Origin of the sequence: Paenibacillus solani (assembly GCF_001277345.1) — a bacterium.
GTDB lineage: Bacteria > Bacillota > Bacilli > Paenibacillales > Paenibacillaceae > Paenibacillus_AQ > Paenibacillus_AQ solani.
Map to the genome: position 1 here is coordinate 271410 of NZ_LIUT01000006.1, position 12999 is coordinate 284408.

Annotated in this window: 10 protein-coding genes; all 10 read left to right on the top strand. The window is 50.3% G+C overall.

Annotation, left to right across the window (positions count from 1 at the left end; genetic code table 11):
- The first annotated feature begins 84 nt into the window (after window positions 1-84).
- The 10 genes from AM231_RS22535 to AM231_RS22580 all read left to right on the top strand — a co-directional run bounded on the left by AM231_RS22535 (window position 85) and on the right by AM231_RS22580 (window position 12935).
- Window positions 85-1332: an ABC transporter substrate-binding protein gene (locus AM231_RS22535; protein ID WP_053490266.1), complete on the top strand. Its 1248-nt coding sequence runs from the start codon at window positions 85-87 to the stop codon at window positions 1330-1332.
- Window positions 1333-1519: 187 nt separating this feature from the next.
- Complete coding sequence (locus AM231_RS22540; protein ID WP_054404615.1) at window positions 1520-2464, top strand: carbohydrate ABC transporter permease; 945 nt, start codon at window positions 1520-1522, stop codon at window positions 2462-2464.
- A 5-nt stretch (window positions 2465-2469) separates the two neighbouring features.
- Window positions 2470-3294, top strand: a complete 825-nt coding sequence (locus AM231_RS22545) for a carbohydrate ABC transporter permease (protein ID WP_053490264.1) — start codon at window positions 2470-2472, stop codon at window positions 3292-3294.
- A gap of 25 nt (window positions 3295-3319) precedes the next feature.
- Window positions 3320-5437, top strand: a complete 2118-nt coding sequence (locus AM231_RS22550; protein WP_054404616.1) for a glycoside hydrolase family 3 N-terminal domain-containing protein — start codon at window positions 3320-3322, stop codon at window positions 5435-5437.
- Between the two features lie 29 nt (window positions 5438-5466).
- The gene (locus tag AM231_RS22555; RefSeq protein WP_054404617.1) at window positions 5467-7539 is read left to right on the top strand and encodes an amylo-alpha-1,6-glucosidase; all 2073 of its coding nucleotides are present in this window, start codon (window positions 5467-5469) and stop codon (window positions 7537-7539) included.
- 147 nt (window positions 7540-7686) lie between these two features.
- Window positions 7687-8157 carry a DinB family protein gene (locus tag AM231_RS22560; protein WP_053490261.1) on the top strand — a complete coding sequence of 157 codons (471 nt, stop codon included), beginning with the start codon at window positions 7687-7689 and terminating at the stop codon, window positions 8155-8157.
- 869 nt (window positions 8158-9026) lie between these two features.
- Window positions 9027-10364: an ABC transporter substrate-binding protein gene (locus AM231_RS22565; RefSeq protein WP_054404618.1), complete on the top strand. Its 1338-nt coding sequence runs from the start codon at window positions 9027-9029 to the stop codon at window positions 10362-10364.
- On the top strand, window positions 10364-11320 hold the full coding sequence (locus tag AM231_RS22570; protein WP_423212938.1) for a carbohydrate ABC transporter permease: 957 nt from the start codon (window positions 10364-10366) through the stop codon (window positions 11318-11320). The genes AM231_RS22565 and AM231_RS22570 overlap by 1 nt, the downstream gene beginning before the upstream one ends.
- The gene (locus AM231_RS22575) at window positions 11310-12170 is read left to right on the top strand and encodes a carbohydrate ABC transporter permease (protein ID WP_053490258.1); all 861 of its coding nucleotides are present in this window, start codon (window positions 11310-11312) and stop codon (window positions 12168-12170) included. The genes AM231_RS22570 and AM231_RS22575 overlap by 11 nt, the downstream gene beginning before the upstream one ends.
- Before the next feature lie 48 nt (window positions 12171-12218).
- A complete protein-coding gene (locus AM231_RS22580; RefSeq protein WP_054404619.1) occupies window positions 12219-12935 on the top strand; it encodes a glycerophosphodiester phosphodiesterase in 717 nt (238 codons plus the stop codon).
- The last annotated feature ends 64 nt before the right edge of the window (window positions 12936-12999 follow it).

The window sequence follows — 12999 nt, forward strand, 5'->3', positions numbered from 1 at the left end:
TCATTTGATTAATTTTTTTTGTTGTCTCGGCTCTTTATCATAAAGATGTAAGGTAAAACGACAAGAAACGTGGGGGGTAGCATCATGGGTAAGATGAACAAGAAGTTTTCAGCCATGCTGGTGTTGTGCTTGGCGCTTGTTGTAAGTTTATCCGCTTGCGGCGGCAGTAAAAGCGCTGACAATACAGATAAAGCTTCTGGAGACAAAGCGGAAAAAGTTACGGTGAATTTCGGATTCTGGGGCACGGCGCAGGATTTGGAGATTTATCAGAAAGCAGCGGACACCATTTCCGAGCAGTATCCGGAGATTGAACTGAAAATCAAACAATATCCAAGCAGTGAGCAGTTCTGGAACACGCTTCCAGGTGAAATCGCCGCTGGCGTTGCACCTGATTTCATTAAGATGTCCAATGAAGGTGCTTACGAGTACATCAACAAGGGACTGTTCTCTCCGATCGATGACCTGGTTCAAACGACAGGTGTAGATATGAACCGATTCCCGGATACATCGAAGAAAATCTGGAACGTGGACGGCAAGCAATATGGCGTACCAAACAGCGACATGCCGGCGATGTTCTTTATCAATGAGCAAATGTGGAAAGATGCTGGTCTTGGCGAATACCCAACTACTTGGGATGAAGTCATTGAAGCAGCAAAAGTGCTGAACAAAGGCGATGTGAAGGGCATTATCGTGAACCTGGATGCCTTCCATATCACGAACTACGTGAAGAGCTTCGGCGGCGGCTGGGGTAACGGTGAGACCATCAACTCGCCAGAGAACGTGAAAGCACTGGAAATGATCATCGACATGTATGACCAAGGACTGGCTGTCACGCCGAAATCGCTCGGCTTCGGCTGGGACGGCGAGGTATTCAGTAATGAGCAAGGCGCTATGAGTACAGGTGGTTACTGGTACAAAGGGTACCTGAAGGATGCGAATCCAGATCTGAAAATGGTCGCTATTCCGGTTCCAAAAGGTACAACGAACGGAAGCACCATGAGCTCTGATGCTTACATGGTACTGAAAGACGGGAAGAACAAGGAAGCTGCGCTGAAGGCTGCTTATTACATGACCAATGACGATACACAAACCGCATTTATGGAGCTTGGCTTCAATCCGGCCGTATCCTCGTTGTCTGAGCAGTATTTCGAGAAGAACCCTGAATTCAAGGCGCTGCAGCCTGCGCTGGAATACAGCACAGACTACGGTTATCCAACGGATACCAAGCGCTTTACGGATGAGCTCGTAAAAGAATTGGAAGGCCTGATTCTTGGCGGCTCCGGTAAAACGGCGCAACAAATTCTCGATGATATTCAGGCCCAGTTCAAATAAGAAAGAGGTTACACCCGCTCCCGCTCCTTGTTCTCAGGGAGCGGGAGCCTTTTTTCACATAGTAGAATTTATAAGTTTTTTGGGGTCCCCGCAAAGTATTTGGAATAAGCATCGTCGCATAGGTTCCACTTTGTGGGGGGATTTTCATGATCGATCTATTTTAAGTATGGGAGTGGGGGGATAATTCATGTCCGATTACAGCAGCAAGCACGCTGATTTGAAGGGAAACAAGATCAGGCAATCCTGGTTCCGTTCCTTGGCAGACTCCGACAAGACGCTGGGCTGGTTGTTTACGCTGCCTTTTTTGATTTTATGGGCGTGGTGGTTTTTATATCCATTCATCCAATCTTTCGTAAGAAGTTTTCAGGATGCGAATTTCGCTGCCTTGGATCAGGCGAAATTTATCGGCCTCGAAAACTATGTCACCATTCTCCAAGATAAAGAATTCTTCCAGGCGCTGCTTCATTCCCTGGAAATTGTGGTGATCTCGATTCCGATACAGACGGTGCTCGGTCTGCTGTTGGCGATCCTGGTCAATCAGAAGCTGAAGGGCAAGGGGATATTCCGGACGGTATTCTTCATTCCGTATATCACCTCGCAAATCGCGATCACGACGGTGTTCATGATGCTCTTCAAGCAGGGCACCTTCTTGACGAAATTTTTCGGAGCTTTGGGCTTCGGAAATGTGACATGGTTTGCGGATACCAATTATGCGCTCTTATTCGTATGTATTCTGTTTATCTTCCAGCAAGCCGGCTTCACCATGATTGTGTATTTGTCGGGCCTTCAGGAGATTCCGAAGGATCTGTATGAAGCGGGCGAAATCGATGGAGCGTCCAAATGGAACAAATTCCGCTACATTACCGTACCGTTCCTCAAACCGATTACCTTCTTTATCGTGTCGGTATCGACGATTGCCGGGTTCCAGATTTATGACCAGATTGCGGCGATATCCCGCTATGGCGCACTCGGTTCACCGGCTGGTGCTACCAGCACAGTGGTTACGTATTTCTATCAGCACGGTATTCGTTACATGAACATTGGTTACGGAAGCGCGGCGGTGGTGCTGTTCTTCATAATCATCATGCTGATTACGTACCTGCAAAAAAAATTCTTGGATGAAAAGGAGTGAGAGTAATGTTGACCCGTAAGAATAATCGTCGGCTGTTGTTGTACATCGGCACGATCATCCTGGGGCTCTTATTCGCCCTTCCTTTTCTCTATACCATCTATACGTCCGTCATCCCGATGCGCCACGTTAACACCCTGACGTCGCCGGCCAATTGGACGTTTGAGAACTTCAAGATCTTCTTTACGAACGATGCGTACAACGTACCGAGATGGTTTCTGAATACGGTGATCATGACTGGTGCTGTTGTCATCGGGAACCTGATCATTAATCCGATGGCCGGATTTGCCCTGGCCAAGCTGAATTTTAAGGGAAAAGGACTGATTTACTGGATCGTTGTGGCCACCATGATGGTGCCGTACCATATGATCCTGATCCCGGTTTACGTGAATGTAGCACAGCTAGGATGGCTGAACACGTTCTGGGGATTAACGGTGCCGTTTCTGTATCAAGGCTTGTACATCTTCATGCTTCGCCAGTTCTTTATCTCGGTTCCGAATGAGTTCCTGGAGGCTGCGCGGATGGATGGCCTGACGAAGATGGGCGCTTTCTGGCGGATCGTATATCCGCTGGCCCGTTCATCGCTGATTACGATGTCCATTCTTGCTTTTGCCGGAACATGGAACAGTTATCTCGTTCCGAGCACGCTGGCGAATACGCCGGAAATGTATGTGCTGGTGGTTGGTCTGAACAGCGTAAAGGATATGTTCTTTGAGAATACGCCGATGATCATGGCCGGGGTCGTGCTGTCCACGCTGCCGATCATCCTGTTCTTCTTCCTGTTCCAGCGCCAATATATCGAAGGAATATCGAACGCAGGCGTCAAAGGTTGATATAGAAGCATCGGAGGGATTAGGCATGGATAAAGTGGAACAGCGTGCGAAGGACCTTCTCGCGAAGATGACGTTGGCCGAGAAAATCGGCCAGACGGTGCAGTACGGCCGGTGTGAGGAGCGGGAACATAAGCTGGTTGCTGAAGGCAAGATCGGATCATTGCTGAATGTTCATGGTCCAAAAAAGATTAATGAGCTCCAGCGGCTGGCTGTGGAGGAGACCCGGCTCGGGATCCCCCTTCTGATCGGGGATGACGTCATCCACGGTTTCCGCACCATCTTCCCGATCCCGCTGGGCGAAGCCGCCAGCTGGGATCTCGAGGGGATGGAGAAGAATGCCCGCATTGCGGCAGAAGAGGCGGCAGCGGAAGGTATCCGCTGGACCTTTGCCCCCATGGTGGACATTACGCGCGATCCCCGGTGGGGCCGCATCGCGGAGAGCACAGGGGAGGATGTCTATCTGTCTTCCTTGGCCGCTGCCGCGAAGGTCAGAGGGTTTCAAAGTCCGAACGAGGACGGTTATCCGACGGTGGCGGCATGTGTGAAGCATTTTGCCGGCTACGGCTGGATTGAAGGCGGCCGGGATTATGATACGACAGACATGTCGGAGCGGACCTTGCGGGAAACCGTGCTGCCGCCGTTTGAGCATGGGATTCGGGCAGGTGCTTTGTCTGTGATGAGTGCTTTCAGCGAACTTAACGGGGTTCCTGCTTCCGGAAGTCGCTATCTGCTGCGGGATATATTGAAGCGTGAGTGGGGCTTTGATGGCATGGTGGTCAGTGATTGGGAATCGATCGAAGAGCTGATCTACCATGGCTATGCTGAAGACCGGAAGGATTCCGCGCTGAAGGGGCTGAATGCCGGCGTTGATATGGACATGCAGTCCGGTGTCTATCTCGATCATCTGGAGGCGCTGATCCAGGATAACCCCGAGCTGCTTGAGCTGTTGGATGATGCGGTGCTTCGCATATTGCAGGTGAAAATCCGGCTTGGATTGTTCGAAAACCCGTATGTAAGCGAAGAAGCCGAAGATTCGCTGAAAGGGCAAGCCATTCCAGCTTCGCATCTGGCTCAGGCAAGAGACAGTGCCCGGAAATCGATCGTGCTTCTGCAGAACAACAGCGGAATTTTGCCGCTGGATACCGGCAAGCACCAGAAGCTGGCCTTGATCGGGCCGCTGGCCGATGATCGTCATAATTCAATGGGCTGCTGGGCTTGGAAAGGTCGCGATGAGGACGTCGTTACGGTATGGGATGCTTTCCAATCGGAAATCGCACCGAAGGCGGAGGTGTTCTTCGAGCCGGGCAGCGGCATTCTGGAGGAGCTGGATGACGGTGTGGAACGGGCCGTGAAGCTAGCCGGGCAATGCGATGTCGCCGTGGTCGTTGTAGGCGAATCCGAAGCGATGACCGGTGAGCATTACAACGTGACCTCCATTACGCTTCCACCCTGTCAGGAGCGCTTGATTCAGGAGCTGAAGCGTCAGACTGACACGCCGATTGTCGTCGTGCTGATGAATGGACGGCCGCTTGCCACACCATGGCTGCATGAACATGCCGATGCCGTGGTAGAAGCGTGGCATTTGGGGACCGCCACAGGCCTTGCGCTTGTGGACGTACTGACGGGCGCGTACAATCCGAGCGGTCGCCTACCGATTACCATTCCGCGCGCGACGGGCCAAATTCCGATGTATTATAACCGGAAGAATACCGGGCGTCCTCATCTGTATGAAGATTATATCGATTGCGACGACGATCCGCTGTATCCGTTCGGGTACGGCCTCAGTTATACAACGTTTGAATATACGGACTTGCAGCTGGAACGGCATCAGATCGGCCGGGACGAATCCGCGCAGGTATCCGTGAGTATCACGAATACCGGGTCCAGAGTTGGCGAGGAAACTGCTCAGCTCTATATCCGCGATTTGGTGGCGAGCTCAACTCGGCCCGTCAAAGAATTGAAGGGTTTCCGCAAGGTATGGCTGCTGCCTGGTGAAAGCTGTACCGTTCATTTTACGCTGGGACGTGAAGAGTTGGGGCTCTTGGATGAGAGACTTGAATTTACGGTTGAACCCGGGAAGTTCCATGTCTGGGTCGGACCGCATTCGGAAGAAGGACTGCAGGCTGAGCTTGCGGTTGTTTGAATAAACCGAAATCGAAGGGAGATTTATGCATGGACTACCGCGTAATTAAAGAAGGAGACGTATTCTTCTTGACCGGACTTAATGGAGATATCGTCCTAGGGGATGATCAAGGCCATGGTTTGTACACAAAGGATACGCGTTTCCTGAGCCGCATGGAGCTGTTCATCGACGGTGAGAAGCCCTCGCTCCTGACCTCGGCGGGGGACAAGAGTTATGTAGCATCTTTCCGCCTTATGAAGGAGTCCAAGGACGAAGGGGCAATTGAAGTGCTTCGGGAACGTTTCATCTACGATGGCGTCCTGTATGAGCGCTGCACCTTGACCAATTATTTTGTGACGGATTCGAATATTGAGTTTACGATGACCTTTGATGCCGATTTTCAGGATATGTTTCTGGTGCGGAAATATCGTACTGGGGAGGTCGGCAAGATGGAGGGCGTTCAGACAGGGGATCAGGATATGACGCTGGCCTATGTCGGCGCTGACAACCTGAGAAGGCTGACACGTATTGCTTGGGATGCGGATGGCGGCCAAGCGGATGAAACCGGAACCGTCTCGTTCCCATTGTCCCTGAAAGCCAAAGAGCAGAAGGTCATTACGTTCTTTATCTCGCCGCTAACCGAGCAACAACCCGCAGCGGAGCCGCTGACCTACGAAGAGGGACTGAAGAAACTCGAAGCCTCCTATGAGGCTTGGTACGGGAACAGCTCGCGGGTAGAAGCGGATTCCGTGCTGTTCAGCGGCTTGTACCAGAGAGGATTGCAGGATCTGCGGATGCTGACGACCGATGTAGGCTTTGGTGATACAACCGTAGCGGGGCTGCCGTGGTTCGCAGTACCGTTCGGCAGAGACAGCCTGATCACGGCTCTGTTCATGCTTCCGATGAATCCGCAGCTTGCCGTAGGAACCTTGAGAACGCTGGCGGCTTATCAAGGCGAGAAGACGGACCCTTGGCGGGACGAGCAGCCGGGTAAAATCATGCACGAGATTCGCTATGGAGAGCTGGTCACGACGAATCAGTCCCCGTTCTCGCCGTACTACGGCACCATTGATTCCACGCCGCTGTTCCTGGCGCTGATCGGTGAGTACTACCGCTGGACGGGCGACCTCTCTCTGGCGAAGGAGCTCAAGCCGAACATGCTGCGTGCATTGGATTATATTGATGCTGCGCTCGAAGCGGGCTCCGGTTTCATGGCCTATAAGCAGGAAGCCGAGAAGGGCTTCCCGAATCAGGGCTGGAAGGATTCCGCCAACTCGATCATTCATGAGAACGGGGAGTACGCGGAATCCCCGATCGCGCTCTCGGAGGTTCAGGGCTACGTGTATCAAGCGAAGAAATCGCTGGTGCCCGTCTTCGCGGAACTTGGCGAGCCGGAGCTGGCCCGCAAGCTGGAGACGGAAGCTGAGGAGCTTCGCGTACGCTTTGAAGCGGCCTTCTGGCTGGAGGATGAGCAGTGTTATGCGATCGCGCTGGACAAGAACCTGCGCCAGGTACGCAGCGTAACCTCAAATCCCGGACATTTGCTCATGAGCGGACTGCCGGAAGCGAGCCGAGCGAAGGCGCAAGCGGAGCGGATGCTTAGAACCGACATGTTTAACGGGTATGGTATCCGTACGATGAGCACGAACTCCACCGGATATTACCCGATCAGTTACCACAATGGCAGCGTATGGCCACATGACAATGCGATGATCCTGCTGGGACTTGGCAAACAAGGATTCAAGGAAGAGGCAGGCAAGGTCATATCCGGTCTGCTGCAGGCATCGGCTCATTTTGAGTACCAGCGTCTACCGGAGCTGTTCTGTGGGCATGATGCAGGGCTGGGCCATCCCGTTCCGTACCCGACAACCTGTTCGCCGCAGGCTTGGGCGGCAGGAACCTCGATTGTCTTCCTGCAGGCAATACTTGGATTGTATCCGAATGCGGCGAAGAAGGAAATCGCGTTGTCCCCGTTCCTTCCGGAAGGGATGGATGAACTGAAAGCGGAACGGATTGCGATCGGAAGCGGCTATCTGTCCGTAAGCGTCGTACGAGAAGCGAATGGCAGCACGTTCAAGGTGGAAGTGCTTGAGAATACAACGGGATTTGCTCTGGTTGGCTGACTATTCATAATATGTAATTTGGAACAACCTGACTCTTAGCTCATAAGGGTCAGGTTGTTTTTTTGTTGAATTATTAGGAACATATGTTCTATAATAATAAGGTGATTTGAACATATTATTGTATACATACCGGATTGGAGAGAACCTATGAATTCTTATTGTACATATGCATTGCATCAAATCGAGGTGGCTGTCATCTCGATTGTTGCTATTATCGACAGGCTTGATGAAGCAGATTTACTCGTCAAGCCGACAGAAGGCAAACATTCGGTCGGTGATCTGCTCAAGCATATTGCCGTCATCTGCCGGGCCGATTTTCACATATCCGGAGAAGCCACGCAAGAGGAGATGAGCGCGTACTACGCAGGCGTATCGTTAAACAACCTGAAGGACATACAGGCCGAGATACTGAGCAATTACTCGTATTTGGAGCGAGCATTCCGGGAGATGACGGAAGAGGAGCTTCATCAGAAGATGACGTCCTATTGGGGCGTTGCCTATTCGAGATACGAATGGCTGCTTGAAATCGTGGCGCATATGTATCACCATCGGGGACAGCTGCATGCGATGCTGGTTCACTGTAATGGGAAAGACCCGGGGGTACCGTTATTTGAATAGTTATGGCGGGAACGGTCTGACATTCATGCCTCACCATCCTCATGGAAATGTCAGAGTGCGAGGCAGCATTCCTTCATTCCGAATAATTTGGGATGGAGGCACGCCTTTGGAACAGGTTGACTATCATATCAGCACCGTTCGCGCTATGATTTTTGTTACTTCAGACTGAGATTCTTTCTAATTCGACAAAATAATACAAATTTCGCTATAGACTCAAGCGGATTGGTTCCTCTATGATAGATATTAAACAGCTGGCCAAGCTGTTATGAAAGCGCTATCTAATAAACGCTGTAATGAAATGATCCTATGTCTTGGAGAGAATCCACCACACCAGGCATCTCGTAGAGTCTTTTATTAGCGGTTTGGAAAGCGCATTCATGACGATGGGAGCCATGGCAGAGGTCAGTTAACACAGATTTTACATATCGTTAATACTCTGATGATTTACACGTCCTATGATAAGAGTGTTCAGTAAATGGACATGCACTTGAAATAGTTCGTTTCAGAGGATATGTAGTGGAAATGTAAGCGGCCATGATCCGCTAAATAGTAGGAGGTTTTTCGAAGAGAAGATATTATGAATGAAGCGCTGGCGAACGTGCCGCTCTCGCATTGACAGGAGATGCATTTTTGGACATATGAATGAAATAGATCCTGTCTGATTGGTGAACAACGATAATTACATATTTGCTAGGGGTGGAGACGATGAGATAACCCATGTAGCAGCTACTTTAGCTTTTTTAGGAGGTGGTGGCTCTTAGGTTGTGCTCTTTTTGATGTCTCTATTTTTGTGCGCTTTTTAAGGGATAGAAGAGTTGTTTTACACGATGAATGGATTAATGGATTCGAAAGGGGACAATAGATTACCAATGAAAAAGAAATCATGGTTGCTCATGTTACTCACCATATTCATGGTTATTACGACAGCTTGCGGAGGCGGCGGTGGAAGTAAAACTGCCGAAGGAGAGGTTTCACTGGATGACGTGGAAGCTGCTTCCATGGATATGAAGAATGATACAACGCCTATCAAAATCCAGTACTGGCACGCTCATGCGGATGCCCAGCTGGAAGGTTTGAACTATATGATTTCCGAGTTCCAGAAGAAGTATCCTCATATCACGGTTGAGCCGGTATTCCAAGGCGGCTATCCGGACCTTCACAAGAAATTGTCGGCTGCCGTAGCGGCGAATGATGTTCCGGCAGTTACGAACGTTGAGGTATCTTCCCTCGCTAACTTTGCAGACAGCGGCGTATTTGCCGATCTGGGTCCGTGGATTAAGCGTGATGAAGTGAAGATGGACGATTTCGCAAAAGGCATGCTGAAGGCTTATGCGTACAACGGCAAACAATACGGATTCCCTCTCATCGTCAGCACCAGCGTGTTCGTATATAACAAAACAATGCTGGACGAGCTGGGTGTAGAGCCACCTGCGAAATGGGATGAAATTGATGATTTTAACGCAAAGGTAACGAAGAAAGAAGGCGACAAAACAACGCGTTACGCGTTCTCTATTCCAGGTTGGGACACATGGTACTATGACCCGTGGAACATTAACGGTGGTGGACAGATTCTAACGGATGACATGAGTGCTTCGGCGGTAGAGAATGAGGACTCCCTCCGTTATATCCAGAATTTCTACAAATGGCAAAATGAAGGCAACATGCATATGGGCTTTGGTAAAGGGGCCTCCGATAATATGCGTCAAATGTTCCTGAACGGCGAAATCGCCATGGTCCAGCATACTTCGGCGATGCTGAAAATGTACCGTGAGAATGCAGACTTTGAAGTTGGCGTATCCTTTATTCCTGGCGACAAGGTCCGTACCTCCAACATTGGCGGAGCGGGGATTGTAATGATGGAAGGTGCCAAGGATTTGGAAAAAGAAGCGGCTTGGAAATTCATCGAGTTCATGACTTCGGCAGAGCAGAATATTAAATGGGCGGAATCTGTTGGATACCTGCCAACAAGAAAGTCCGCCATTGAGTCCGAGGAAGGCGATCAATATTTTGAGAGATGGCCGCAATACAGAGCGGTGTATGAGCACTTTGATGAAGTGACACCGCGTCTGCAGCACCCGGCTTACCCAGAATTCAGCGAAGTTTACAAAGAAGTTGTAGGTGAAATGGTATTGAACAAAAAAGATCCGACACCACTTATGCAGGAAGCAGCCAAGAAGATTAACGATATTCTGGCTGACTATGAGTGATGCCTATGGAGACCAGTAAACAAATGACAAAGGCGGCGTCCAAACGGGCGACCGCTTCGGTCTCTAAACGGATGTCCCATACGGTGATCGAGAAGTGGAAGGACTTTTCGTTCGCGGTCCCAGCTTTGTTGTTCATGGGTGTGTTTTTGTACTATCCGCTGGGCTACTCTATTTATCTCAGCTTCACGAATTGGAATATGACGCGGCCCGTGAAGAAGTTCGTGGGTGCTGATAACTATACGCGCCTGTTGTCGAGTCCGGATTTCTATCATTCTCTAAAAGTCACATTCCTCTATACGTTTATGGACGTGGTGCTTACGCTGGCGATCGGTTTGCTGTTCGCCCTGCTGCTCAACGTATCATCGTCCCGGTTGTTCGGTTTCATGCGCGGCGTGATATTCATGCCGTACTACGTCTCTATGGTTGTTGCAGCCATGGTATTTACTTGGATTTATAACGGGCAATATGGACTTTTAAATAACGTAGTCTCCTGGTTTGGCATGGATCCGGTTGAATGGCTGAATAATCCGTCCACGGCACTGCCGGCACTGGTTGCCGTCTCGGTTTGGAAGGGCGTCGGCTTCGCGATGATTCTCTTTATTGCTGGCATGCGGGGAATCCCGGCTGAATACTATGAAGCAGCTTCGATTGATGGAGCCAGCAAGTTCCGTCAGTTCCGTAATATTACGCTGCCGCTCTTGTCGCCAATGACCTTGTTCCTTGTCATCACGAGCTTTATCTCTTCCATGCAAGTGTTCCAGTCGATCGACGTCATGACGGCTGGCGGACCGCTGAAGGCAACGAACGCGATCGTTTACTGGATTTATACGATGGCATTCAGCGAATTCAAGACAGGCAGAGCCTCGGCGCTTGTCATGATTCTGTTCGTCATTATATTGCTGTTAACATTAGTACAATTTTTGGTCAGCAGGAAGAAGGTGCACTATGAAGGATAATTATATGGCCGGATCCGCCAAGAACCGAAAAGCCATGATGACGCTTCGTATTATCGGGGCTGTAATCGTGACCCTCGTCATGTTCTTTCCGGTGTATTGGCTGCTGATCAGCGCGTTCAAGACGCAGTCTGAGATGCGGATGGCTGTTCCAACGTTCTGGCCGGAAACCTTTGCCTGGCAGAACTTTGCCGAAGCCTTCAGAGTTATCCCTTATGCGCGTTACTTCGGTAATACGCTGCTCATGGCAGTGGGAACGATCGTCCTTCAGCTCAACGTAGCACTCATGGCTGCTTATGCGTTTGCCAAGGGGCAGTTCAAAGGACGGGATACCCTGTTCTTACTGGTTCTGGCTGCATTGATTGTGCCTGAGCAGGTCATTTTTGTTCCGGTGTATGTCATGATGTCCAAGCTGGATTGGCTGAATACCTTCTGGGCGCTCATCGTGCCGCACGGGGCTTCCGCCTATGCCATATTCCTGCTTAGGCAGGCATTCAAATCGATTAATAACGACGTGCTGGAAGCAGCGCGGGTGGACGGAGCAGGACGTTTTTCCATCCTGTACAAGCTGTTGTTCCCGATGGCGATGCCAACAATCGTTACCATGGGCGTATTGATCTTCATCTCGTCCTGGAACTCGTATTTCTGGCCGCTGATCATGACCAACAACAATGACATGCGCGTGCTTACGGTAGGTATTGCCATGCTGCGAGATTCCATTGCCGGGAACGAAGCCATGTTCTTTAATGTCATTATGGCTTCCAGCGTGATGGCGATTATCCCGATCGTTGTGGTATTCACGGTCATGCAGAAACATATCGTTGCCGCAATGGCAAATTCGACGTTTAAATAATTTTGTACCAGGGAATCCATGATATGACATCAAGATGGAGGGATCGATATGGAAATACGGGGATTGGCCCATAGGGGATATCCGCTAAAGTACCCCGAGAATACGATGCTGGGCTTTCGTAAAGCGTTGGAGCTGGGCTTCTCGCATCTGGAGCTGGATGTCCAGCTGACGAAGGACGGGGTGCCTGTTGTGATCCATGATGCCACGGTAGACCGGACAACCAATGGATCAGGAGCTATTAATTCCTTCACGTTAGAAGAAATACGCAAGCTGGATGCAGGCCAGGGAGAGGTCATTCCTACACTTGAGGAAGCACTGCGTTTTGCCAAGGACCGGATGATCGTTGATATTGAACTGAAACAGATGGGAGATACCTACCCTGGTCTGGAGCAGAAGGTCATTGACCTGATTAAGGAAACAGGAATGGAGAAGCAAGTATTCCTGACCTCTTTCGATCATTATTCTATCGAACGAGCCCGGTCCATCGATCCTGACATCGAGCTGGGCTTGGTGATCTATGGGGCCACGCCGTCGGTTTTTCCTTACTTGGATGAAATCGGAGCACGTTATGTGTCTGTGAAATATGTGTACGTGACTCCTGCCTTTATGGAGGAAGCACACAAGCGAGGTATTCAATTGATTGTCTGGACGCCGGATGATGAAGCTGAGCTGGCATCTCTAGCCCAGTATCCTGAGCTTCTCATCGTAACGAACAATCTGGAAGGCTGGGCTAAAGTATACAAGGAGAAGATTGCTATGGTCTAGAGCTAGTCTGTTGTTAAGGATCTGCCCCGGTACGTATTAAAGGGGCAGATCCTTTTTTATGGAA